Below are 24830 nucleotides of genomic sequence, written 5' to 3' on the forward strand. Positions count from 1 at the left end.
ACTACAACAAAAAGCCAAAGAAATTAAAGAGATAGAGGACATTATACATCAATACAAAGTTATTGCGTTGGCTAATCTGCAGAAAGTGCGTGCTCCCCAACTGCAAGAACTTCGGAAAAAACTGCAACGTGATACCTATCTTCGAGTCATCAAGAACACTCTTATGAAACGTGCAATTGCTCAGTCTAAAGATAAGCCAAACTTAAATGAGCTAGAAGGTCAATTAACTGGCTCGACAATTTACTTGTTCACAAATCTTAATCCCTTCAAACTTGTCTTGCTTTTGGAAAAGAGCAAAGTGAAAACTACAGCAAAAGCTGGCGACGTAGCTGCTTTTGATGTTATCGTTCCAGCTGGAAACACTGGACAGCCGCCGGGACCCATAATTAGTCAGTTAGGCGCGGTGGGCTTGAAGACTCGCATAGAGTCAGGAAGTGTCTGGATAAATAGGGACACGTTAGTGGTGAAAGAGGGCGAAACTATCTCAAAACGTTTGGCTACCGTGTTGTCAAAGCTAGGTATAAAACCTGTTGAAGCTGGGCTTATTTTGAATGCAGTCTACGACGATGGCGCAATAATAACTGAGGAGCAATTGCGTTTAGACATTGACGAATTCAGAAAGACTCTTGAAGAAGCCCACAGATATGCTTTCTATCTGTCGATAAATAGCGCTTACACCACTTCAGACAACATTGAGTTCCTACTTCAGAAAGCTCATCAAGATGCTTACAGACTAAGTATAAACGAGGACATACCTACAAAGGAAACGATGGCTGACATACTTAGGAAAGCTTACAATCAGATGTTAAGCTTAAAAGCTCGTCTGGACATGGTTAAGGAAAAAGCCCAGAAAGGTTGAAAAGGAAGAGTGTAGAAAAAGTAAGAGGTGAAAAGAAGATGGAATACGTTTATGCCGCGCTGCTCTTGCACAACGCTGGAAAACCAGTAGACGAAGAAAATGTGACAAAACTGTTGAAGGCAGCGGGAATCAATACAGATCCTGCCCGAGTGAAAGCATTGGTTGCCTCGTTGGAAGAAGTAGACATAGAAGAAGCCACAAAAACCGCGCCAACAATGATGGCTGCCGCACCCGCCGCGCCACCTGCAATAGAGGAGAAACCTGAAGCTAAGAAAGAAGAGAAAGAGGCAGAAGAGGAAGAGAAGAAGAAGAAAGAAGAGGCAGCGCTTGAAGGACTTGGAGCATTATTCGGATAAACCGTCACTTCGCCCTTCATTTTTACCTTTCCATTCTACAACTTTAGCGTATTCGCTGGAAAATTTCCTTTCACGCACATAGTTTAAATGATTCCTAAAACCTTAATGTGAAGAGTCTTTGAGTTTACTTTCGGTCTGAGGTATTAAGGTTGAAAAAATGCTTTCCCGAAAAGGAGTATCATGTTCCATTTTTCGACGAACAATGTTACGAGAGGAAGTTGTGCCCGAAATGTGGCGAATACTTCTGGACACAAATCCCTGACATGGAAACCTGTGGAGAAGCCACCTCTAAAGGATGTGCCTCATATACATTCATAAATAACCCGCCAGCTCGAAAGGCTTACACTTTGCGGGAAATGCGGGAGACCTTTCTATCCTTTTTTGAGAAACGTGGGCACAAGAGAATGAAGCCTTATCCCGTGGTGGCGCGGTGGCGAGACGACCTATACCTCACAAGCGCCAGCATTGTTGACTTTCAGCCCTACGTAACGAACGGCATAGTTCCGCCGCCAGCAAACCCTCTTGTTATTAGTCAGCCTTGCATCCGCCTAGTCGACGTTGACAACACAGGTCCTACTTTCGGTCGACACCTCACCATCTTTGAAATGGGCGGGCACCACGCTTTCAACTATCCAAAAAAAGAGATTTATTGGAAGGATGAAACCGTCCGGTATCACCACGAATTTGTGACGAAGGAGCTGGGGATGCCTTCAGAAGAGGTAATTTACAAGGAAGACGTGTGGGTCGGCGGGGGCAACGCTGGACCCGACTTGGAAACTATTGTGCGTGGGCTCGAATTAGCAACTCTGGTATTCATGAAGTTCAAAGTAGTTGATGGCAAATTTGTGGAGCTGCCCATTCGAACGGTTGACACAGGCTACGGGATTGAGCGTTACACATGGATATCACAGGGTACTATAAGCGGGTTTCACGCAATCTACGGAGAGATTCTGGACGCCATTTTCAAGATGTCGGACATAGGCCGAATTGACTCCAAACTGTTAGCTAACGTGGCAAAGTTTTCGGGCGCCTTCAGTCTCGAAGAATCTACACAGAGAGGGAATTCTTGGAATCAAGCAGCAAAACATGTTAGAATGACCGCGTCCACACTAGCTGAAATCCTTCAGCCAATAGAGAATGCTTTCGCAGTAGCAGACCACACGAAAAGCTTAGTCTTCATGCTTGCAGAAGGAGTTGTACCTTCCAACGTTCAAGAAGGGTACTTGACCAGACTTATGATTCGCCGCACATACCGATTGCTAAAAGCCCTCAGCATTGAAAACCGCCTAGGCGACATAATAGACTTGCAGATCAACAGATGGTCCTTGGACTTTCCTCACCTTAAAGGAATGCGCGACGAGATTTTGGAAATGCTCTCGGTGGAAAGACGAAAATTCGAACAAACCTTGAAAAAAGGCAACGCTCTAGTAAAGCGCATCGTACAAGACTTGAAGTCGAAAGGAAAACGGCGAATTCCCACCGAAACCTTGATTGAGCTTTACGATTCTCACGGGCTTCCACCCGAAACAGTGCGGGACAGCGCTGCCAGAGAGGGAATAAAGGTGAAGACTCCTGAAAACTTTTACAAAATGGTAGCTGAACGACATCTCCAAGCACCTCCAAAGGAGATAGTTACTGATGAAAGACTTAGCTTGGTTACCGACCTACCTGAAACCAGCAGACTTTACTATGAAAATCCATATCAGACCGAATTCAAATCCCAGGTTCTGCGCGTCTTAAACAACAATCAAGTGATTCTGGAGCAGACGATTTTCTATCCAGAAGGTGGAGGGCAACCAGCAGACAAAGGCGTTTTAGAGTTTGATGGAAAGAAAGCAGAGGTTGTGAATGTTCAGAAAGTTGGCAAAGTCATCCTTCATGTCGTGAAAGGCGCTGTACCAAAAGAAGGTGAAAAAGTCAGGGGGCAGATAAACTGGGAAAGGCGGAGTTATCTTATGAGAGCACACACAGCCACCCATCTTATCATGGGGGCGGCGCGAAGAGTTCTCGGTCAACACGTCTGGCAAACAGGTACTCAGAAAAACGTTGGACAGGCAAGACTAGACATATCTCACTATCAACGACTAACACTCAAAGAAACAAACAAAATTGAAACGCTAGCGAATCAAGCAGTAATCGACACTATTCCAGTTGAAACCACATGGCTACCACGAGACGAAGCCGAAGCACAACATGGCTTTAGACTTTACCAAGGCGGCACCGTGCCCGGGAAGGAGATTCGTGTGGTCAAAGTGGGTGATTGGGAAGTTGAAGCGTGCGCAGGAACCCACGTAAACAACACAGGTGAAATCGGGCTCATCAAAATTCTTCACACAGAACGAATTCAAGACGGTGTAGAACGCATAGTTTACGCCACTGGACGTTATGCGGTTGAAGCCAGCCAGAAGAAAGAAGAGTTACTTCAGAAACTTTCTGAAACGTTGGATGCTCCATTAGAAAAACTTCTGCCAACCACTAAACGACTCCTCAAAGAATGGAAGGGCATCCGCCGTGAGAATAAACGCCTTATTGAAGAAATCGCAGTTCTTGAAAGTAGCAAAGGCTTAGAACAAAAAGCTGTTACCAAAGAAATTAATGCTGTAAAGCTAGTAATACAGGAATTTGAACTACTTAATGTTGACCGCATGATAAAAACCGCAAATAAACTGACAGAAAAAGAACCTTCTGCGATCATACTGTTTTACGGTAAAAACGAAAAAATTGTACGCTTTGTTGTGATGGCCGGAAAAAAAACGGTTGAGAAAGGTGTAGATGCAAGTGAGATTGCTGGGGAAGCAGCAAAAATAATAGGCGGCGGAGGCAGCGGCAGACCAGAGTTTGCTCAGGGCGGTGGAACAAAACTCAACAAACTCGGCGATGCAATTCAGAAAGCTGAAGAAGTTTTGAGACATCAATTGAAGAAAAAGCCACAATAGATAAAAGCTCCTATGCTTACTTGTATAGCGGTGCTTGAGAATGAGGGATCGATTCCTCAATAGAAACTGACAAAACCTTTAATACTACGCTGCCTAATCCAGAAACTTTCATGGAACTTTTACACAAAATCGAAGCCAAATGGCAAAAAGCTTGGGAAAAAGCAAAAATTTTTGAATCAGATCCAGACCCCAAGCGGAAAAAATGCTTTGTCACCTTTCCTTACTCATACGCGAACGGGCCAGTTCATGTTGGACACGCTTTTACAGCAACACGAGTCGACGCTTATGCGCGGTTTAAGCGGATGCAAGGTTACAACGTTTTGTTTCCGTGGGCGTGGCACTGGACTGGAACAACTATAGCAGGTGCAAGTGAACGTATAAAGCTGGGAGACAAAGATTTTATTAGGGCGTTACGAGAAATCGACGGCGTCTCAGAAGAAAATCTGAAAAAATTCGTTGACCCCATTTATATGGCTTCGTATTATACTACTGAAAACAGAAACACGATTCGTCGTGCCGGATTTTCCATTGACTGGCGAAGAGAATTCCAAACGACCTCACCCCAATTTAGCAGATTCGTCGAGTGGCAATACAAAAGACTCCGCGAAAAAGGCTACGTTGTCAAAGGAACCCACCCAGTAGTCTGGTGCCCCCATTGCAAAAGTCCCACTGGCGACCATGACCGCCATGAAGGCGAAGGAGTCTCACCAGAAGAATACACGCTGATGAAATTCAAATATGAAGACGCCTACTTGCCAGCCGCCACTTTCAGACCAGAAACAATCTACGGTGTAACAAACATTTGGCTCCATCCAGACGCAAACTACGTAAAGGCAAAAGTAAACGGAGAGAAATGGATAATCAGCGAAACAGCCGCAGATAAATTGAAAGAACAAAAACGAAAAATCACTATTATCCGCCGCTTCAAAGGAAAGGAACTCATAGGGAAAAGCGTTACAAACCCCATAGTTGAAAAGCAACTACCTATTTTGCCTGCGTGGTTCGTTAACTCAGAACATGCAACTGGAGTGGTGTACAGTGTCCCAGCTCATGCGCCAGCTGACTGGCTAGCATTAAAAGATTTGCAGCAAAACCTTGCTTCCCTAAGGGAGTTTGGCATCGAGCCATCCAAAGTAGAAGTGATTCAGCCAATATCTATAATTCGCGTCGAAGGATTCGGCGAACACCCAGCGATAGAAATCGTAAATCAACTAGGCATAAAAGACCAATGTGACCCCAAAGCAGAAGAAGCCACAAAACTGTTATACAAAAAAGAATTTCATAGCGGATTCTTAAAAGAAGTCTGTGGTGAGTACGCTGGAAAAACGGTTCGAGAAATAAAAGAGACACTCATTAACGACTTAAGGAAGAAGAATGTCGCTGACAGCATGTATGATCTGCCTCAACCTGTCATTTGCAGATGTCTAAAGCCATGCATCGTCAAAGTGCTGGAGGGACAATGGTTCCTAAAGTACAGCGATTCAGAATGGAAGAATAGAACCAAAGAAGCACTGAACCGCACCACAATCTGCCCTGAGACAGCCTCCCCATGGTTCTTCAGCACCATTGACTGGCTGAAAGATTGGCCATGCGCCCGCAAAAGTGGTTTAGGGACACCGCTACCTTGGAAGAAGGATTGGACAATAGAAACTCTGAGCGACTCCACTATCTATATGGCATTTTACACTATCAACAAACACATCAAACAACACAACATAACCCCAGAACAACTAACACCAGAAGTTTTTGACTACATCTTCTATGGAAAAGGCAGTTCAGATTCTGTAGCCCTCAAGTTCAAACTAAATAATCAAGTTTTGCAGTCGATGCGAAACGAGTTTCTCTATTGGTATCCAGTGGACATGCGAAACTCCGCAAAAGAATTGATTCCAAACCACCTGACCTTCTTCCTATTTCAACACGCAGCCCTCTTCCCACCCGAACACTGGCCAAAGATGATAGGAGCTAATGGCATGCTAATGATTGAAGGAAAACCTATGTCCAAGTCAAAAGGCAACTTTGTCACCTTCCGAAGCACCATTGACCAGTATGGTGCTGACTCTACACGTTGCGCGTTGCTGCTGGGAGCAGAAGGCATGGACGATCCAGACTGGAGAAGTGAAAACATTCGAAATGCTAGAAACAAGCTTGAATCCTTCTACAGACTAGCTGCAACTATAATCGCGGAAGCAAGAGATGAAAAAACAGGGCAGTTGGAAGGATGGCTACTCAGCGTGCTACAGCACAGAATAAACGCAGTCACTGAAAGTATGGAAGTGCTGAAATCTCGCACTGCTGTGGAGAATGCCTTCTTTGAAGTTTGGAACGACTTCCGCTGGTATTCCAGAAGAAAAGGCAACATAAAAGCCAAAGTCTTACTAGAGGCCTTGAACATCTGGGTGCGGCTCTTAGCACCTTTCATGCCACATATTTGCGAGGAAATTTGGGATAAGATGGAAGAAGAGAACTTCGTCTCTTCGACTAGATGGCCTAAATACGATAAAAGCAAAGTCAGTGCCGCTGCAGAAGAAAGTGAAACTTTGATCAAATCAGTACTGAATGACACAATAAGCATAATTCGAGCAACAAAAATGACTCCAAAGAAAATATGTTATTACACTGCAGCGCAGTGGAAATGGAAAGTGTACCAAAAGGCGTTAGCAACATCTCTAGAAAAAGAACGTGTTACTCAAAGTGATTTGATGAAAGAACTGATGAAAGAGGAAGAAATGAAGAAGATTGCCAAAAAAATCTCCAAGTTTGTCGCCCAAATCATTGACGAAAATAACCGAATAGAATTGAATAGAAAAGAAACGCTGCTGTCTATCGGTATGCTAAACGAGGCTGCAGTATTAAGAGAAGCAGAAAATTTCCTCAAGCGAGAATTGAACGCTGAAATTCAAGTTTATGTAGAAGATGACATGCGGCGGTATGACCCTAAAAAACGTGCCCAGCTAGCAAAGCCATTCAGGCCAGGAATATATATAGAATAGAAAACGCTAGAGATGCAATTGAAGCGTCGACAAAACGCTGCGATTTACTTTGATGTGATAGTTCCTACGTCCACCTGAACTAGTTGTAACATAATAATCTTCGCCCTTTCGCAGGTTGCTTCCATACAAAAGCGCTAGAATAGTGCGACCTATATTTATGGGAGTCAGCTTTTCGCTTGGGATTTCCGCCTCTATTTCTTCTTTCAATCGTCTCGGATTAATCGTGTAGATGACATTGGCGTGGGGGCTTTTTTTAAAAGTTCTTTCCATGTCTGCTAGAATATAGAGTATTAAATCATAATATGGACTCTTTTTTCTTTCTATAAGACCGAGGTAATTACTCAGGGGGATGGGAATTTGTTGAATTTCTGGCATAACCTTCCCCTATATACAAGTTTCAACTTGCGGGATTTAAGTCTTGAGCCTATAGAAATACTTGGGTAGAGTGTAAGTTCATGTTGTTCATTCCAATCTGCCAAAGAGAAGGGAGAAAAGAGAAACGTAAAGACTTGAACTTACACCCCAAATAGTTCATACAGAAAACAAGTTAAAAAAGAATATAGTAAGATTCTTCTATGAACCAGGAGACATTATTCCAAATCTGTGCTAATTGGCCATGGCTTGAAACTCTTATCCTCCTTCAGACCTGCCATGGAAAGATATCATGTAAAACCTAGCACCTTCTTGGAATGCAGTTGCATAATTTTTCCACAGCACAGTAAAAGAATTATATTTTGTATACTCCTTCTAGTGTACCAGCGGGGCCCGTGGCGTAGCCTGGATATTACTTAACAGAAAGCGCGTCGGCCCTCTAAGCCGGAGACCCTGGGTTCGAATCCCAGCGGGCCCGCCACAGTATAAGCGTAATCGTTGGCAGTTGCCAAGTTTTAAGGTAGAAGGAAATTTTGAACCTTATCGACTCAAAAATAAGTCACTGTAACCTTAATATTTAACTTGTTAATGTTTATAGAAGGGCTAAAGATGAGCACTCACGCAGAAGATTTAAAATTACGCCTAATGACAATTGAGTTGCTTCGAACTGCAAAGCGTCAGCACACTTACCGCGAATTATCAGCTAAAACCGGTTTACCAGTCACCGTTCTCAGTCGATACGCAAAAGGCCATGTTCTGCCAAACTTGGCAAGAGCCCGCCAACTCTGGAAAACCTTAAGGAAAATAGTGGGGTTAGAAGTTGAGCTTCATAGAAAAATACATTTCAACACCGACGGATACTTCGACAACACAGAAATCATAAGCGATTATAACATCTTACGGCAAGCAGCCCATTACGCACTAGCTAATTTCGCTGGAAGACGTGTAACTAAAGTCTTAACAGCAGCGGTAGATGGTATTCCCCTTGCAACTATGGTGTCCAACCAATTAGGCATTAACCTCGTTATTGCTAAGTGGAACAAAGAAGTTGGTGTACCGGCTTTTCTTGAAGAGACATATGTGTTGAGAGGTTCAGGTGTGACTATGACGCTGTATATTCCTAAGAGTGCAATCAAACGAAGAGACAGCGTGCTTATAGTAGATGACATGATAAAAACAGGTGAAACCCAAAACGCACTTATCAATCTCGTTCGCAAAGCTAAAGCGGAGCTTTCTGGAATTTTCACGTTGATAGCCATTGGAGAAAACTGGAAAAAAGGGCTTAACCTGCCTAAAGGTTGCCCTGTAGAGGTTGTTACTAAAGTAAATCCTCCGAAACGCAGTTAAAAACGCCACTGCAGCACGTTGTTGAAATTTTTAGTTGCTTTAACCCGAAAAACGTATTCGGTAAATAGAACGATAATAGAGTTCTGTAGGGATGATGGTGCATGAGAACGATTGAATGGAAAGATGGTGTTGTGACGACTGTTGATCAGACCAAGCTGCCTAATCAAACAGTACTTTTAAAAATGACAAGTTGCGATGAAGTTGTAAAAGCCATCAAAACCATGCAGATCCGCGGAGCGCCACTTTTGGGAGTAGCAGCTGCCTACGGTCTTGCGTTAACAGCATATTATTCAAAGGTCGGAGATAGAGGAAGGCTTATTGAAGAGCTTAGTGCTTCTGCACAATTTTTAAAAACAACTCGGCCTACTGCCGTGAATTTGTTTTGGGCGATAGACAGAGTAATGGAGAAAGCGAAAAAAACAGACGGGAATGCTATGGTCGTTGTAAGAGCTGTAGTTGAAGAAGCGCAAAGAATAGCCGCGGAAGACGTTGATGTGAATTGGAGAATTGGAGAACACGGTTCTGCGCTCCTAGATGATGGTGACACCATCCTAACGCACTGTAATGCAGGTAGTTTAGCAACGGTGGACTACGGGACGGCACTGGGAGTTATAAGAACAGCTTGGAGAAATGGCAAGGGCATCAAGGTCATTGCGACGGAAACTCGACCTCTGCTTCAAGGTGCACGGTTAACTGTTTACGAGTTGCTTCGCGACAGCATTCCTGTAACTTTGATTACTGATAGTATGGTGGGTTATGTCATGGCTAAAGGATTGGTCAATAAGGTGGTTGTGGGAGCGGATAGGGTAGTGAAGGATGCGGTTGTTAACAAAATTGGCACTTATACGATAGCAGTGATAGCTCACGAGCACGGGGTTCCTTTTTATGTTGCTGCTCCAAAGTCAACGTTTGACATAAGTCGATTGGCAAGAGATGTAGTTGTTGAAGAAAGGAGTACGGAGGAAGTGGTTAAATTTGGTGGTGTGCAGGTTGCTCCGAAAGGGGTGTCTGCCTTTAATCCAGCTTTTGACGTTACGCCTATGAAATATGTTACCGCAATAATCTGTGAAGAAGGGCCCCTTTCTCCAGCTGATTTCCAAAAGCTTTCAACTGCTTGAAGATTAGTTATATATCTCATAATTCGTATGCTATTAGTTTGTGTTGGCAGGACAAGGCTTTGAAGGATAAGAAACGGCAAGTCAAAGAGTCTCGGAATTTTGAAATCAAGAAGATTAAGGGCTCACTTTCAAAAAAAGGTGTTACAGTGTCAGCTACTGGCAATTTTGAAAACCTCGCTTCTCGCGGCTACGGAATACTAGAAAATAGAAAATTAACTTTGAGTTTCTACGAAGCCCTGTTTCTCCAAAGCAAGGGAATACTAGAAATTGTTAGAAAAAAATCGCGTAAGGCTTTAGATTTCCAAGAGCTTCTGCATCATTTTGGGCATGCAGATGAAAATGTTTGGGTGAAATATTTGATTTATCGAGATTTGAGAAGCCGTGGCTACGTGGTGAGGGAGGGATTCGGGTTAGGAATGGATTTTCGAGTTTACGAAAGGGGAGAGTATGGAAAAGCCACAGCCACTTATCTCATTCTCGGGATTCAGGAAGGCAAGCCTATTTCGGTAAAACATATGGCTCGTGTGTTGAAGCATGCTCAAAGCTTGAAAAAGAAGCTGGTTTTGGCGGTTGTGAACCGCCGCGGAGAAATCGTTTATTATACTCTTTCAAAGTTAACCATGAAAAAATCATAGAGGAATTTTTATGACCAAAAATCAGACTGTTCGAGGAATGCGGGATTTTCTGCCATCAGACGCAGAAAAACTGAGGTATGTAGAGGCTGTCGCAAAAAAAGTTGCAGGTCTGCACGGCTTCGAGGAAATAATTACACCACTTGTGGAGCATTATGATTTATTGGCCGCGAAGTCCGGAGAAGAAATTAAAGCCCGTATGTATTCTTTTGAAGATCTGGGTGGACGAAAATTAGCTTTGAGACCGGAATTTACCGCTTCCATTGCAAGATTGATGGCTAGCACCTTGCGGAACGAACCAAAGCCCTTGAGACTTTTTTCAACAGGCACTTTATACCGGTATGACGAGCCACAGTTTGGCCGTTACCGAGAGTTTTGGCAATCAAACTTCGAAATTATCGGTAGCAGCCGACCTGAAGCAGACGTAGAAGTTCTATCCCTCACTAACCATCTCCTGCAAAAACTTGGACTTTCCAATTTTTGGTTCAAAATCGGTCACGTAGGAATCCTGCGTGGACTGTTGTCTGAGGAAGGCGTAAGAGACGAACATCAAAATAGCGTGATGCAGCTTTTAGACGCCAAACGGTGGAACGAAGCGCTTAGAACCGCTGAAGAATTTGGCGTTTCAAGAAAGGGTCTATCAGCTTTGAAAGAGGTTTTTGAAGCTAAGGGAAAAGATGCTTCCAAAGTCTTGACTGAAGTAAAGAAAAAGCTAGAGGAATATGAGAGTGCAGTTACAGCAGTAGATAACCTGCAGCAAATCATTGAGTTATGCAAAGAAAGCGGAGTTAAATTCAACATGTCAATTGAAACAGGATTTGCACGAGGCTTAGAATACTATACTGGAATGATTTTCGAGCCGCTTGTACCTGAGATGGAGATTTCACTAGGCGGCGGTGGACGATATGATAAACTCGTTGAACTATTTGGAGGTGAGCCTACACCGGCAGTAGGAGTTGCTCACGGGCTGGATCGTATCGCGCTGGCAATAGACAAACAAAACGTCACGCTGAAGATTTCTAAGAAAATCGTGGCGGTTATTCCCATTGGTGAAGAGGCAGTTTCCAAAGCTTTTGCAATAGCGTTGCAGCTAAGAAAAAGGGGAATAGCCGTAGAATTAGAGGTTATGGGGCGAACAGTTTCGCGAGCGTTACAGGATGCTGACAGAAGGAAAATGGCGTACGCTGTTATTTTAGGTCCGAAGGAGCTTGAAAAAGGTAAAGTGATGCTGCGAGACATGGAAAAGCGTCAGCAACGCCCAATCAACATTGATGACATATCTGAAGAAGTTTCGAAGAAGATGAGTTAGATGTTTGTAGGGGGCGGTTCAGGAACGGGTATAGCTTTAGGTTTTCGCCTTACCAACTCAAAAATCGCAATCACGCCAAAGATGATTAGTGCTACCCACAAAAATGCACCTAAGAAAATGTTTGCCAACCAACTAAGAGATAGAAAATCTATTTCAGCAGAATAGTAATCCAGTGACAAAACGAAAATGGAAAAGTAAAAATTGAAATACCAATGAAGCAAAATCGGCGCTTGAACCCCATAGTAAAGATACGCCAAAGCAAAAACTGCGCCGCTCACTGTTGCTGGAGCTATTTTACCTAGCTCCCAACCACCAAAATAGTGGGCGATACCGAAAAGAAAAGCAGTTAGGAATATCATCATCCACTCGGCCCAGAAAATCCCCCCAAGCAAGCCAGCCTCACCGATGGTTCTCAAACCGATCATCTTCTTAGCCTTTTCAGGCTGCAAAACAGATAGAATGCACGTCTTTAATCGTTGGCTCCAAGAAAAGTCAGGTCTTGTCCTTTTTCCAGCAACAAAAATGTAAGTCGCTAGGAAAGCTCCTATTGGAATTATCCGGAACAATATCTCTTCGACTAGTGGAGCCCGCGAAAATCGTAGGAAGTCCAAGAAAGGCTCAGTAATGCGTGGCTCTCCTATGGGAATTCCACTCTGTGTCTGAAAGAAATGTAATACGATTGTGACCACTAGCAACATGGATGTTATTGCTGGCATAGCAAGCAAGTTGTTGCTGAAAGGACTTCGTTTAGTATCGACAGAAAAGAATTCTCGGACTCTGCTGGGAAGATCGTCCGTGTACCTCCAAGCGGCGGCAAAACAAAGAGCAAATATCCACCAGAGAAATAAAAAATAGAGCCCAGCGTTTATGGTTATCTCCACATCTACAATGAGCAAGGGGTATAGTCTTATTGGTCCTTGGCTGAATGTTAGCCCTTCTGCAGTGGAGAAAAAAACCAGAATCCCCAAGCCCATTGAAAGCATGTATGTTAGGATGATGAAAAAACCGACTATGAAAATGATGGCGAAAAGAAGTTTTTGAAGTGTTTCAGATAAACTTGAGGTCATAGTGTACCCGTTTACGATTAAACAAGGGATATGTTTCTATTAACTTTAATCCAAGTGTTAACCGAGTACACTGTCTAAGAAACGATTTGCCGACCCATCCACTTCTTTCATGTTTTTGTCTGTTCTTGAAATATGATTGAAGGATACGCTTTGAAAATGTTGTTGGAGTTCACGAACTTTCAGCCAAAGCACTTCCAGTCGAGGATTTCTAACTTGATATTCTCCATTAAGCTGCTTTACTACTAATTCGCTGTCTAGAAAACAGTGCACATAGCCCTTTGTAAAGTCACGTGCTAGTTGAAGGGCTTCTATTAGTGCTTCATACTCAGCTTGGTTGTTAGTTTTCCTTCCCAAAAACTTGCAAAACTTCTTCACCACAACCCCATTTTCGTCCACTATCTTAACGGCGGCCGCAGCTGGCCCAGGGTTCCCCCTAGAAGCTCCATCAGAATATGTCCGCAATTGCCCCAATTCTTCAGACTGCAACCGCTAGACCTTCGATGAAATATTGGCAGATAAAAGCTAATAAAAGATGTCCGTGTTACGCCCAACCTAGAAACTTCAGAATCATTCGCAGACTAACAAGCACAAGCACCAGGCCAAAAATTCGTCTCAGATTCCTGCTTGAAACACGCTTGGAAACGTAAGCACCAATTTGCGCTCCGAAAATGACGCCAACAACGAGAACAAGTGCAAAACCAAACTGAACATTACCGAGATATATGTGAGTCGCCACTCCAGCAATTGAAGTAAAAACCATGATAAAAACTGAAGTAGCAACCGCTAGATGCATGGGAAAGGAAAGAGCAAAATGCAGAATCGGCACCATTAAAGCACCGCCACCAATACCTAACAAGCCTGATGAAACGCCAGCAAGGAAACTCAAGGGCAAGCCAAGTTTCATATCTGCAATGTATCCAAAGATTTTATAATCTGAGTCTACGAGGCTTCGCTTCCAGCCAGTTTTGCTTTTTTTTTCTAGCTTGTTGCTCAGATTGTATGGAAAAATCATTCGAAAGGCGACGTAGAGTATTAACAAAGCAAAAATCAATATTAAATATTCTTTCGCAATTGCAGTCGTCAAATATGCTCCCAAGAGGGAGCCAGGTATTGTAACTGTGGCTAAGAGCAGCCCAACTTTATAGTCTATCCTTTTTTGTCTTGCATAGCCACTCGTAGACGACAATGCCTTAAACATTATCATCGTAAGGCTTGTTCCCGCTGCCATTTGCGGAGAAAATTCGATGCTTAAGGGTAATAATTGCAGAGCAGGTACAATGAAAACTCCGCCTCCGATGCCCAGCATAGCTGCAATGATGCCCACGAAAAGAGCTAGGATGGGGAGAAAAACTGTTTCAAATATTGTCGTTGAGCCTCACCACGCCTCTTGATAGATTGCCAAACAGTGACACAGTTACTTACTAATAACACTAATGCTAAATTTGCATGGCAACTTTTATCTGTAAGACGTGTAATGTAGCCTTACCACGTGTGGAAGCATAGGTTGAGCAAATCTCGTAAAAAACGGACTTCGTTGGAGCGTTTTCGCCTTAAAAAAGCATTGGACATGCTGGCTCGCAAGGAAGGGCGCGGAACAGAGCTTGTTAGCTTATACGTTCCTCCGGGAAAGCAAATCAGTGAGGTTCTTAACACACTTAGGCAGGAACATGGAACTGCTGCAAACATAAAGTCTGACACAACGAGAAGCAACGTCCAAGACGCCATTACAAAGGTTCAGCAGCGTTTAAAATTATTTAAGAGAGTGCCTGAAAGGGGCTTGGTGATCTTCAGCGGTGCGATACCGCAGAATGGCCCAGGCAGTGAGAGAAACGAAACTTATGTTTTGACCCCACCAGAGCCAATTAATATAAACTTGTATCGGTGTGATTCAAAATTTCACACAGAGTATCTGCTGGAAATGTTGAAGGAGAAGGAGGCTTATGGAATTTTGCTTGTGGATTCTAGTGAAGCTACTTTCGCGGTTTTGCAGGGTAGGCGTTTGAACATTGTTAAGGAAACTACTTCTGGTGTTCCAGGTAAGATGCGTGCAGGGGGGCAGTCGGCAAGGCGTTTTGAGCGTCAAAGAGAGGCTAAAATACTGGAGTTTTTTAGTCGTGTCGGCAGCCATGCCACGGACATTTTTCTTGGGATAGAGAATTTGAAGGGTATAATTGTCGCAGGTCCCGGGCCGATAAAATATGATTTCCTGAAGGGAGACTATCTGCATTATCAGTTGAAAGACAAAGTCATTTCTACTATTGACTCTGCCTACGTAGGCAAGCAGGGAGTGAAGGAGGTTGTTGAGAAGGCACCGGAGATTATGCGACAAGTTCGCTATGTAGAAGAGAAGAGGCTCGTGCAGAGTTTTCTTTACCAGGTTGGGCATGATACTGGTTTAGCTACCTACGGTGAAGAGGAAGTTAGGCGTGCTTTGAAAATGGGGGCAGTGAGGACTTTGCTGCTCTCTGATGCGTTGGATATAGCTCGAGTAACGGTGAACTGTGCAACGTGCGACTATATCAGGAAAGAGACGGTGAAGAGTCGAGAGGTTGAAGGTCTTCAGCAAAGCCTTATGGGACAGCCGTGCCCAAAATGTAAATCGCCTTCTCTCACTGCGGAGCAAGTAGAAGACATTGTTGAGGAATTGGCAGAGCTGGCTGAGCACGCAAATGCAGATGTGGAGGTTGTGTCAACGGATACGGAGGAGGGGCAGATGTTGAAGAACGCGTTCGGAGGAATCGCAGCCATATTACGCTTCAAAATTTAGTACGCTTTTCAGTTGAAAGCCACACTTGAAACAGCTTTACTCAGCAACTATTAAAATCCCGAAAATGCTCAATCATATTTAACATTTATCAGACTCTTATCAGGGGCCAGATAGAATTCCGAGAGGTCCAAGTGTGACGTACACACATGCAAAGAGCCGACGTCCCCTAAATAACTGTACCGAAGCTTACGATAAGCTATTAGACAATCTCTAAATCACTCAACCAAGATAAATCTCATCGAAACTTCATGAACCCAATTGACATACTAAGCATACTCTTCCAATACAGCCTCCTCCACCTATACATGCCAATAGTTAAAAGCGTAGGTTTCTCGCACCCTCTCACATTCACTATAATCGCCGCCCACAACACCTTCAGCCTAACTTACCTGCTCTTCACAGTGGCCGTCGCCTACCCTGCCCTCCGCAAAAAAGCGTGGCTCATACCCACCGCAGTAACTATAATGTGGGCAATAATCTGTATCAACTTAATGGTAACGTTAAACATTTCTACTACGACTGCAATCGCTGCTGTCCTTCCTCATGGATGGCTTGAATTCACAGCAATAGCTTACTGGACAAACGCTATGCGCAAAGCCGCACAAAACAACAACATGCCAAAACCAATCAACACTCCAACCTTCAAAGAATACCTCAAAGCCTTGACGAGGCCTAAAAAGCTAATGAGCCTAGCCAAAACAGACATGAAAGTCTCATTCAAAGCGACAAAGCTTTCATTAGGAATTCTCTGCCGAAACCTCAAGAAAGCTTACATAACTACGTTAATCCTAATTGCAACGGCGGCTCTGATAGAAACTTATATGACACCTCAAATAATGTTTCTTATCAATAGCCTTTAAGGGATGAGAAGGAACAGAAGAAAGGGGGAGGGGCTAATAACCAAGAATCCCTTTTCCGTTCCAGTCCCACTTTCCCTAGGAACTAAAAAAGGAGATGTAAAAAGAGTTCTTTTCAGCTCAGCAGATCCTTATAGACGCGGTTGTGGTCCACGTTCTTCTCCATAAACACGCTTACTCTGTTGTCCTCAGCAGTGAAAGAAAGGAATTTTGTGGTGTTTCCTTCTACCAATACATATTTTACGTCGCCAAGCTCAAAAGTATTCGAAAGCTCCTCACCTGCCTCTAAAGCTGAAGAAGATAAAACCGCAAAGTCGATAATCTTCGTTGAATCTTTTAAATCGATACTTGCAGACTTTGCATTCCTGAGAATGTAGCCAATTACTCCCTCTTTCGTATTTACCTTGTCAATGTTTTGCTTTATCTTGTCTCCTTTGGGGGCATTATCTTTTTTCAGCTCCTTCTTTTCAGCTCTCTTTGCTTCCGCAAGCTCTTGTGCCTTCTTTATCTGCGTTTCTAACTCTTCTGAGAAGTCAAGTGCGATTTCGGGCTTTTCTTCTTCTTCCTTCAAGGCTACTTTGCTTGATTTGCGTTTTCTAGGTGCCATAAAGCTCATCTCCACTAATTGATTACTGGTTTAATCCTCACCAGTTCACCCTTCTTGACATCGAGAGTATGACAAAGCTTTTCTGGAATGCGAATAACAGCCCTATTTTCAAGCTTTGAGTAATCTAACGTCTTGACTTTGCATTGGCTGGTTTTGCCGTTGAAAGATTCAACTTCAACAAGGTTAATTTCTTTGCCGTCTAGAAGCTCTTCCCACTGTGACATAATATCTTCGCTAATTTGCACTGTGTCGTTGCGAACCAATAGGCCGCCGAAACTCTCAACAATTAATTGGTTAGAGGGTAATTCTAGCTCAGGTATGGGCTCCTCTTCAGCTTCTTTGCTTTCTTCTTCCTCTATTTCCTCTCGCAGTTTCTCTTCCTCTCGTAGATCCTCTTCCATTCCTTGCTTCAATAAAGTACGGGAAGGAGAAAAATGCTTGAGGGGGGTAGGGCCAAGACTGTCAAGCAGCTTTATAACAGTTGGAATCAACACACGCGCAACAGTTTCTAGATATTTCATATCTGCCTTCTTCGAAGCAACCATGGTCAAGTACATGTCGTTAATACAAGATATGTGAACATTGCCTTTGCTGCATTCAACCACTAAGGAATTTAGGCCTCCAATTGTGTCCACCTTTTCCAGAATGCCTTCTAGCGAGCTTACTACTCTTTCTAAAGTGGCTTCGGGAGTCTCAGCGTCTCCTGCAATCACAGTGGCTTCCTTGTCAAAGAGAAAGCAAGTTTGCACGTCGGGGCAAACATTTCGAATCTCGGTTAGGGCATTCTTTAATGCAAATGCATATGCTTCGTTACTCATTTCATTTTCACTCCATGGAATTTTATGAAATCTTGAAAAGTATTCTCTCGGGTACTCCATCGTCTTCCAAAACGAGATATCTGAGTCCTTCAGTGTCGCCTATTTGATCGACCCATTTCAATGCTTCTCGCGATTTCTGCAAGACTAAAAGCCTGTCCTGTTGGCTTCTGACAACTTCTTCTATAGCTGTTAATTCGTGAAACGGGTTGGCATCTAGGACAACGTTTAGACCACCTACCGAAATTTCGCCTAGATTTTCTTGATTTGCTTTCTTGCCTGCGAGTTTGAAGACTACATCTCGTATTTTTTTCGACCTTTCAGCTAATGCTCGAATTTCGTCAAGGCGGCGCAAATACTCGCCAAGCATGCTTTTAGTTCTACTTATTTCGTCATCAATTGTTTTTGCTATATCTGAGGCTGATTCATATTCTTTTAGTTCTACTACCATTTTCAATACCTCCAAATAGGGTGGAAGGAGAGGGGTGCTTTTACCCTACCCCCATTCTCAAACTATATGAAACTGTGGTGCTTTAAGGAGCTGTCTTTATGTAAGGACCAAACATATTGCCCTTCGCCGTAATCACCGTAAACTCGTACTTAGTACCAGACGTATACTCTGCTCCTCCTGAACGAGTCACGTTAAACGTCACAGAATTGCCTGCAGCTAATGAATAGGTAGGTGTATAACCCCAATCATCAGCGTCCACATCGTTGACTCGAACCCCACTTATTGTCATGTCTGATGAACCAGTGTTCTTGACAGTAATTCGAATCCAGTATTTAGTGCTTGAACTATCCCACGTGTAGCCTGTGAATGCTAATTCTTCTGTTTGCATGAATGTGAATGTCAATGCTCCCATCCAAGCGGCGACTGCGATTGATACTGCGACTGTTACGGCGATTAGTATGATTGCTGCGACTACTGGGCTCAACGCCTTTCTGCTCTTTAGAAATCTTTTCATTCGGTTTTTATCCCTCCTTTTTCAGGTTCACTAGAAGGATAACTGCGTATTGAGATTTAAATCTTACTAATTAAGACATCATATTACGCGCGCAGTTTACAACCCAACAGCAAAAAGCCTACAACTACAACACTCATCGGTAAACATTAAGAAGCACAAGCTCACACCTTCATGACTCTCACGTCTAGCATCTATTAGCCACTCTTTTGGATCTTATTATGAGCATCTGATACAGAGTTTGGCCTAGGAGGTGCATAGAAATCTTGGCCTCCTTTGCTCCCGCTACTTTTTCTTTTCTTAACTTTTTTTCTTGCAGAATCAATCTTGCTACCACCCACAGAAAATAGAGTGCCAGCAGGAAAACCACAAATTCAAATGATTCTCTTGCATACACCCAAACAACCACGATTGCAAGAATGATTGCTAGCAAATTGACTAGAACAATCGCTGAATACTTCATGGTTCAATACATTCCTAAAGACACGTAAAATTCTTTTGATGTTCGGTAAGACAGAAACACGCTTGATACGGGTTTGCTCATTGAGCGCACGTAAAAATTTTCCAAAAGCTAGCGAATTTGAAGTGAGTTTTGGATACTTCACCACGACGGAAGACGTTCAGGTGTTCAGAAAGCGCAAATAGTACCCGTGTAAAGTGAAAAACCATCTCAATAAAGGTTTATATGGAATGAAAAAAAGGATACTAATTCACCGCTCTCAATCTCTAGGAAGAAGAGGTTCTATCATGAAAAAAGCCAAGGTAATCATTATGGGGGCAGCAGGCAGAGACTTCCACAATTTCAATGTCTACTTCAGAAATAACGATTCATATGAGGTAGTAGCCTTCACTGCCACCCAAATACCTGGAATCGAAAAACGAAACTACCCTCCAGAACTCACAGGGCCAAAATATCCACAAGGAATCCCCATATATCCAGAAGATAAATTGCCAGAACTCATAAAAAACTACGACATCAACGAGGTTGTTTTCGCCTACAGCGACGTACCTCACGAATACGTCATGCACAAAGCATCGCTAGCAATGTCTTTCGGAGCAGACTTTAGGCTAATGGGCCCGTCCACAACAATGATAAAAGCCAAAGTTCCAGTTGTTTCTGTTTGCGCAGTTAGAACTGGTTCTGGAAAAAGCCAGACTTCGCGAAAGGTAGCTGCCTTGTTGAAGAAAATGGGTTTCCGAGTCGCTGTTATAAGGCATCCAATGCCTTACGGAGATTTAGCAAAGCAGATTTGGCAACGGTTTGCGTCCTACGAAGACCTTGATAAGCATGAATGTACAATTGAAGAGCGAGAGGAATATGAGCCTCACATTGCCAATGGAACACTGGTGTTTGCTGGCGTAGACTATGAAAAAATCTTAAGAGAAGCAGAGAAAGAAGCAGACGTAATTGTCTGGGACGGAGGAAATAACGACCTTCCCTTCTACCATTCAGATCTCTTCATAGTGGTTGCGGACCCTCACAGGCCAGGTCACGAGCTTACATACTACCCTGGAGAAACAAACCTGAGGATGGCAGATGTGATAATTATCAACAAGGTTGACACCGCTAGTCCGGAAGGTGTTGAAACTGTGAGGAAGAACATTAAAACAGTGAATCCTGAGGCTTTGGTCATTGAAGCATCGTCTCCCATCACTGTAGACAACCCAGATTTGATTAAAGGAAAAAAAGTTTTGGTTGTGGAGGATGGGCCTACGTTGACGCATGGCAACATGGCTTATGGCGCAGGAGTTATCGCAGCTAGAAAGTTAGGTGCAAGTGAAATCGTCGATCCGAGACCTTACGCTGTAGGCTCAATAGTGGAGACTTACAAGAAGTACTCTCACCTTGGAACATTGCTTCCCGCTATTGGATATGGCAAAGAACAAATAAAAGAGCTAGAGGAAACAATAAACAGCACGCCATGTGACGTTGTGGTTATTGGCACTCCCATAGATTTGAGACGCGTCTTGCAAATTAACAAGCCCACCGTGAGAACAAAATACACTCTTAAAGAACTAGGCTCTTCAACTCTTGAAGATGTGCTAAAGAAACACTTCCAAAAGTGACATAGATGACTGAAGAAAGCATAACCCGTGTGCTAATCAAATTCTCTATAGAAAACGTCGGCGAAGCCGAAGGCGAGCTAATTCGCCATCTAGCCCCTAGAACAGTTGACGCCATAACCAAGACGCTTCCGATAGAAGGCAGAATGGCTTTGTGGAAAGAAGAAGTCTACTTTGAAATTCCAATTAAGATGGGCGACGAGAAGGCTAAACCGAAGGTTGAGAAGGGTACAATTGCTTATTGGCCCATGGGAAATGCTCTCTGCGTCTTTTATGGCGAATCCCAGCCCTACAGTCCCGTCAACATAATTGGAAAAGTAACAAAGAATTTAGAGATCTTTGCTGATGCAAAAAGTGGAACAAAAATCAAAGTAGAAAAAGCCTAATGATAGCATCAAAGAAAAGTGCTCTCAGCCCACCTTTCTAAAATCCTTCCGCATTCACTCTTCACAGCACGATCTTTAGATTTCATTCTTAACGCCTCTAAGAACTGGACACGTTTTTCTACGCTTCTCGCCTCGGCTGCCCCGCCATAATACAGTTTCCCCTCCAAAAACTCCTTCATCTGCGACGCTTTCTGCACAAGAAATCCTGCAGCCGCGATAGGATTTTCCAACAGCTGCATGTTCACCCAAATAGCCACGTCAGCTTCTCGCAGTTGGCTAAAGCCATCTATCTCAACAATTCGCCTGATATAAGTTCTTAGAAATTCGTAAAACCCAGCAGTTTTAACATGTTTCAAGACTTCCTTCAATCTTTTCTTAAAGAGAGGGTTCCCCTTTAGAATTAACCTATGCTTATATCCAGATTCCACTAGTTTTCTAGCCTTTTCCACTTCATCAAATGTGTAAACTCGTTTTGGAAAATCAGAAGCCATTATTTTGTCTTATTTCTCCATCTTATGAAATGAGTAAAACTAGTCTGCAGGCTTGTAGATTCTAAGGTTCCGACTCTTCGAAACAAATTCGACCATGCCATTGCGTTCCAACTCTTTCAGAAAGGCTCTGGCAACGCTTAAGCGCACATCAAAGCGGGATGCGACAGAATAAGGTGTTACGATCTTCATCTTTTTCAGCTCGCCTATAAATTTGTCACTTTTTAGACTTGGCGGCGTAATCCCTGGAATAGACTTCTTTTGGCTTGGTGCTGTGGTTTCACGTTTTTCCTTTTTGCCACCTTTCTTTTTTTGCGCTTTTGCCATTTGCTTTATGGAGCGCTTCTTTTTTCCGCCCATTCTTATTTCCTCAATTGCTCGAGAAAAAGAGGGAGTGCATCCTTATAGCCTTTTTCTGTCACGCAACTGTAGCTATTTTTTGTTTGTGTTCTTTTTGCCACTGAGACAATGGAACGCCTAGCTGCTTTTCTATTTCTGGTCGGTGGATGCTGTTCATTGTGCAAAATGGGATTATACGTCCATCTGGCACGGCGTAGTGAATACAGCAGCTTTGCACTCTTTCAAGGTCAAAGTTGTAAGGATCCATGAAATGCATCGAAGAGAGCAGTATGGTTTTCCTTTGAAGTTCGCCTAATGATTCGTAGCTTCCGCTTTTCAAGACTGGAAGAAGGTATTTTCTTAACATGCCGAGCTTCACATGTCTTAAGGCGGCGATTAGGCGCATTTTCGCTCTCGTTTCGTGTCCTTTTTGTGCTTCTTCGTAGATTTTTTCCATTGTTTTGACGAATTTGTCTACGTTTCCGTAACGTGTAATTGGCGTTATTTCTCCGTTTTCAATGAAAAGGTAGGTTGCCATGCCGCAGTGAGGGTGAGCTGTGAATTCGACGTAGTGTTTGTGTTTTATTGCGCCGATGGCTTGAGCAATTGGTACTACTGTTGGAACGGGGTAGAAGTCGTCTGCTTTTATTTTTCCATCTGTTTGTTCTTCGCACAGACGCATGAAGTCGGGTATGGTGATGCGCATCTTTTTTCTTTCTTCTTCTGGTAAGCGTCCGCATAGGCTTATTGGTTGGACGTTTATGCATCGTATTACGTCGAAGTTTTCGACGGCGAAGCGTATAATGTCTCCGAGTTGATGGTCGTTTACTCCTTTGATTAGTGTCACGACTAGTACGATGCTGTTAAGGCCTGCTTCTCGACAGTTTTCAATAGCTTTCATCTTTGTTTCTAGGAGGTCGACACCGCGGGTGAACTTGTAAATATCATCAGTTAAGCCGTCAAATTGCAAGTAAACAGTGCTTACGCCTGCTTCGTCGAGGGTTTTGCAGTATTCTACGCTTTGGGCGAGGCGTATGCCATTGGTGTTGATTTCCACGTGACGGAATCCCAAGTCTTTAGCCATTTTAACTAGTTCTGGCAAATCTTTGCGAATTGTGGGCTCGCCGCCGCTGAATTGCAGTGCAGTGGCGGGGATGGGGCTGTTTTGGCGTAGGTTTTGAAGCATCTCTTGAATTTGCTGTTTTGTAGGTTCGTAAACGTATCCTGCTGCAGCAGCGTTGGCGAAACATACGGGGCATCTAAGGTTGCAGCGGTTTGTGATGTCGATTATGGCTAGACCCGTGTGGCTTTTGTGATTTGGGCAGATACCGCAGTCTTGGGGGCAGCCTTTTACTGTTTTGGTGTGCGGGTTGTTTAGGCCTCCTCCTTCTTTTCGGTATTTTTCTGCGCGTATATATTGGTCGTAGTCGCTCCAGTAGAGTTCGTTGTATTTGCCGTGTTTTGGGCAAGTTTTTTCTATGTAGACTTTGTTGTCTTTTTTGTATATGGTGGCGTCTAGAACTGTGAGGCATTCGGGGCATATGCTTTTGGTTTGTTTGATTATTGACGTTTTGTTTCACCACTGACGGTTGTAAAACCTTTTTAAGAGGAGCGTGTATTTGAAGTTTTTCCGAAGTTTCAGAAGGTGAAAGATGGGTTGAGTCAAGCTGTTGGAGAAATAGCAAGGAAAGTTTTGCGTGAGTTAGGGTTAACGGGTTACGAGTCAGCAGTCTACTTGAGTCTTGTAGAGAGGGGAGTAATGACGGCAAGTGAGGTAAGCGAGAGTGCCAGCGTGCCTTTTTCGAAGGTTTATGAGGTTTTGAATAGTTTGGAGCGGAAGGGATGGCTAATTGTTGAACGAGGTAGACCGAGCAGGTATTTTGCAAAGGCGCCTGTAGAGGCATTTGAGGCAGCTAAGCATGAGGCTGATGAAAAGATGCGAAGTTGGGAGCAAGCCATAGTGGGAGAGCTGCAGCCTCTCTATGAGAAACGTGAGTTGCGAGAGAAGCCTGACATTTGGATTTTGCGAGGTGAGACTAGTGTGTTGGCGAAGCTGAGAGAGATGTTGGATAATGCTCGCAGTCAAGTGATGATAGCGGCGCCGTTGTTTGCTCACGATTTGGCTGAAAAAGCAATTCCGTTGTTGGCAAGTTTCAGGTTAAGCGATGTGAAAGTTTCAGTCATGGTTGTTGGTGAGCCAAAGAATTGGGGATTGGAAGGGCTGACGAGCATCGCAGAGGTGCGAGGACGCAGAGACATGTTTGGAGGCGGAGTAATTGTAGATGGAAAAGAAGCTTTGCTGTTTCTGGGTGAGGAGGACAAACTTAGCTTGGTTGTTTGGAGTAACCATATAGGTTTGGTGAAGTTCGCGAAAGATTCCTTCCAGTATTTATGGGACTCAAGCACTAAAACCCAACCAACGTAGCCTTTGATGTCTCCAAGTCCTTATGGTGCGACGGAGTGTGTTCAACAATGGCAAACTATTTTGAATAAGATTTAATTTAACCCAAATAATATCAATACTCCTAGCATATGAGCGGGGGTTGCCAAGCATGG

The 24830-nt window shown here is 43.5% G+C and carries 25 protein-coding genes and 1 tRNA gene; 14 read left to right on the top strand and 12 right to left on the bottom strand.

Annotation, left to right across the window (positions count from 1 at the left end; genetic code table 11):
* The 4 genes from NWE91_05015 to leuS all read left to right on the top strand — a co-directional run.
* Positions 1 to 859 (top strand): 50S ribosomal protein L10 (locus NWE91_05015; protein ID MCW3985752.1); only part of this gene is annotated, 859 nt, incomplete at its 5' end.
* 38 nt (positions 860 to 897) lie between these two features.
* The gene (rpl12p, locus tag NWE91_05020; protein ID MCW3985753.1) at positions 898 to 1215 is read left to right on the top strand and encodes a 50S ribosomal protein P1; all 318 of its coding nucleotides are present in this window, start codon (positions 898 to 900) and stop codon (positions 1213 to 1215) included.
* A gap of 149 nt (positions 1216 to 1364) precedes the next feature.
* Positions 1365 to 4151, top strand: a complete 2787-nt coding sequence (gene alaS, locus NWE91_05025; GenBank protein MCW3985754.1) for an alanine--tRNA ligase — start codon at positions 1365 to 1367, stop codon at positions 4149 to 4151.
* 110 nt (positions 4152 to 4261) lie between these two features.
* Positions 4262 to 7144 (top strand): leucine--tRNA ligase, encoded by a 2883-nt coding sequence (leuS, locus tag NWE91_05030; GenBank protein MCW3985755.1) that lies wholly within the window; start codon positions 4262 to 4264, stop codon positions 7142 to 7144.
* Positions 7145 to 7150: 6 nt separating this feature from the next.
* Here leuS and NWE91_05035 read toward each other — a convergent pair whose 3' ends face one another.
* On the bottom strand, positions 7151 to 7519 hold the full coding sequence (locus NWE91_05035; protein ID MCW3985756.1) for a hypothetical protein: 369 nt from the start codon (positions 7517 to 7519) through the stop codon (positions 7151 to 7153).
* A 386-nt stretch (positions 7520 to 7905) separates the two neighbouring features.
* Between NWE91_05035 and NWE91_05040 the strand changes: the two genes are divergently transcribed.
* The 5 genes from NWE91_05040 to hisS all read left to right on the top strand — a co-directional run bounded on the left by NWE91_05040 (position 7906) and on the right by hisS (position 11922).
* Positions 7906 to 7997 (top strand) — tRNA-Arg (locus tag NWE91_05040).
* Positions 7998 to 8125: 128 nt separating this feature from the next.
* The gene (locus NWE91_05045) at positions 8126 to 8863 is read left to right on the top strand and encodes a phosphoribosyltransferase family protein (GenBank protein MCW3985757.1); all 738 of its coding nucleotides are present in this window, start codon (positions 8126 to 8128) and stop codon (positions 8861 to 8863) included.
* A gap of 101 nt (positions 8864 to 8964) precedes the next feature.
* Positions 8965 to 9981: an S-methyl-5-thioribose-1-phosphate isomerase gene (gene mtnA, locus NWE91_05050; protein ID MCW3985758.1), complete on the top strand. Its 1017-nt coding sequence runs from the start codon at positions 8965 to 8967 to the stop codon at positions 9979 to 9981.
* A 59-nt stretch (positions 9982 to 10040) separates the two neighbouring features.
* Entirely contained in the window at positions 10041 to 10616 is a 576-nt protein-coding gene (endA, locus tag NWE91_05055; GenBank protein ID MCW3985759.1) for a tRNA-intron lyase, read from the top strand.
* Between the two features lie 10 nt (positions 10617 to 10626).
* The gene (gene hisS / locus NWE91_05060) at positions 10627 to 11922 is read left to right on the top strand and encodes a histidine--tRNA ligase (GenBank protein MCW3985760.1); all 1296 of its coding nucleotides are present in this window, start codon (positions 10627 to 10629) and stop codon (positions 11920 to 11922) included.
* On the opposite strand, the gene NWE91_05065 is transcribed toward hisS, so the two are convergent.
* From NWE91_05065 to NWE91_05075, 3 genes are read right to left on the bottom strand one after another with little or no spacing between them, the layout of a single operon-like run.
* A complete protein-coding gene (locus NWE91_05065; protein MCW3985761.1) occupies positions 11919 to 12989 on the bottom strand; it encodes a CPBP family intramembrane metalloprotease in 1071 nt (356 codons plus the stop codon). The two genes, hisS and NWE91_05065, sit on opposite strands and share 4 nt — an antisense overlap.
* Positions 12990 to 13046: 57 nt before the next feature.
* Complete coding sequence (locus NWE91_05070; protein ID MCW3985762.1) at positions 13047 to 13475, bottom strand: ribonuclease HI family protein; 429 nt, start codon at positions 13473 to 13475, stop codon at positions 13047 to 13049.
* Between the two features lie 55 nt (positions 13476 to 13530).
* Positions 13531 to 14328, bottom strand: a complete 798-nt coding sequence (locus tag NWE91_05075; protein MCW3985763.1) for a sulfite exporter TauE/SafE family protein — start codon at positions 14326 to 14328, stop codon at positions 13531 to 13533.
* Positions 14329 to 14493: 165 nt separating this feature from the next.
* Here NWE91_05075 and prf1 point away from each other — a divergent pair, with 165 nt between their 5' ends.
* Together prf1 and NWE91_05085 are read left to right on the top strand one after the other, a co-directional pair.
* Positions 14494 to 15756 (top strand): peptide chain release factor aRF-1, encoded by a 1263-nt coding sequence (gene prf1 / locus NWE91_05080; GenBank protein ID MCW3985764.1) that lies wholly within the window; start codon positions 14494 to 14496, stop codon positions 15754 to 15756.
* Between the two features lie 248 nt (positions 15757 to 16004).
* Positions 16005 to 16616 (top strand): stage II sporulation protein M, encoded by a 612-nt coding sequence (locus NWE91_05085; protein MCW3985765.1) that lies wholly within the window; start codon positions 16005 to 16007, stop codon positions 16614 to 16616.
* A gap of 112 nt (positions 16617 to 16728) precedes the next feature.
* On the opposite strand, the gene NWE91_05090 is transcribed toward NWE91_05085, so the two are convergent.
* The 5 genes from NWE91_05090 to NWE91_05110 form a co-directional block, all read right to left on the bottom strand.
* On the bottom strand, positions 16729 to 17220 hold the full coding sequence (locus tag NWE91_05090; protein MCW3985766.1) for a roadblock/LC7 domain-containing protein: 492 nt from the start codon (positions 17218 to 17220) through the stop codon (positions 16729 to 16731).
* A 14-nt stretch (positions 17221 to 17234) separates the two neighbouring features.
* Positions 17235 to 18038 (bottom strand): hypothetical protein, encoded by an 804-nt coding sequence (locus tag NWE91_05095; GenBank protein MCW3985767.1) that lies wholly within the window; start codon positions 18036 to 18038, stop codon positions 17235 to 17237.
* Between the two features lie 22 nt (positions 18039 to 18060).
* Positions 18061 to 18486: a hypothetical protein gene (locus NWE91_05100; GenBank protein ID MCW3985768.1), complete on the bottom strand. Its 426-nt coding sequence runs from the start codon at positions 18484 to 18486 to the stop codon at positions 18061 to 18063.
* 82 nt (positions 18487 to 18568) lie between these two features.
* On the bottom strand, positions 18569 to 19000 hold the full coding sequence (locus NWE91_05105) for a fibronectin type III domain-containing protein (GenBank protein ID MCW3985769.1): 432 nt from the start codon (positions 18998 to 19000) through the stop codon (positions 18569 to 18571).
* 184 nt (positions 19001 to 19184) lie between these two features.
* Complete coding sequence (locus tag NWE91_05110) at positions 19185 to 19460, bottom strand: hypothetical protein (protein ID MCW3985770.1); 276 nt, start codon at positions 19458 to 19460, stop codon at positions 19185 to 19187.
* A gap of 284 nt (positions 19461 to 19744) precedes the next feature.
* Between NWE91_05110 and NWE91_05115 the strand changes: the two genes are divergently transcribed.
* Complete coding sequence (locus NWE91_05115) at positions 19745 to 21064, top strand: cyclic 2,3-diphosphoglycerate synthase (GenBank protein MCW3985771.1); 1320 nt, start codon at positions 19745 to 19747, stop codon at positions 21062 to 21064.
* A gap of 5 nt (positions 21065 to 21069) precedes the next feature.
* A complete protein-coding gene (locus tag NWE91_05120) occupies positions 21070 to 21447 on the top strand; it encodes a cyclophilin-like fold protein (protein MCW3985772.1) in 378 nt (125 codons plus the stop codon).
* An 8-nt stretch (positions 21448 to 21455) separates the two neighbouring features.
* Here the strand turns inward: NWE91_05120 and NWE91_05125 are convergent, their stop codons facing one another.
* The 3 genes from NWE91_05125 to NWE91_05135 are packed head-to-tail and all read right to left on the bottom strand — an operon-like array spanning position 21456 to position 23838.
* Positions 21456 to 21938, bottom strand: coding sequence for a hypothetical protein (locus tag NWE91_05125; protein ID MCW3985773.1), 483 nt, complete (start codon positions 21936 to 21938; stop codon positions 21456 to 21458).
* Between the two features lie 39 nt (positions 21939 to 21977).
* A complete protein-coding gene (locus NWE91_05130; protein ID MCW3985774.1) occupies positions 21978 to 22295 on the bottom strand; it encodes a hypothetical protein in 318 nt (105 codons plus the stop codon).
* Between the two features lie 58 nt (positions 22296 to 22353).
* A complete protein-coding gene (locus NWE91_05135) occupies positions 22354 to 23838 on the bottom strand; it encodes a radical SAM protein (protein MCW3985775.1) in 1485 nt (494 codons plus the stop codon).
* 93 nt (positions 23839 to 23931) lie between these two features.
* On the opposite strand from NWE91_05135, the gene NWE91_05140 reads away from it, so the two are divergent.
* On the top strand, positions 23932 to 24699 hold the full coding sequence (locus NWE91_05140; protein MCW3985776.1) for a TrmB family transcriptional regulator: 768 nt from the start codon (positions 23932 to 23934) through the stop codon (positions 24697 to 24699).
* Positions 24700 to 24830: the final 131 nt, after the last annotated feature.

The sequence above is a fragment of the Candidatus Bathyarchaeota archaeon genome (assembly GCA_026014805.1).
In the GTDB taxonomy this organism is placed as follows: domain Archaea; phylum Thermoproteota; class Bathyarchaeia; order Bathyarchaeales; family SOJC01; genus JAGLZW01.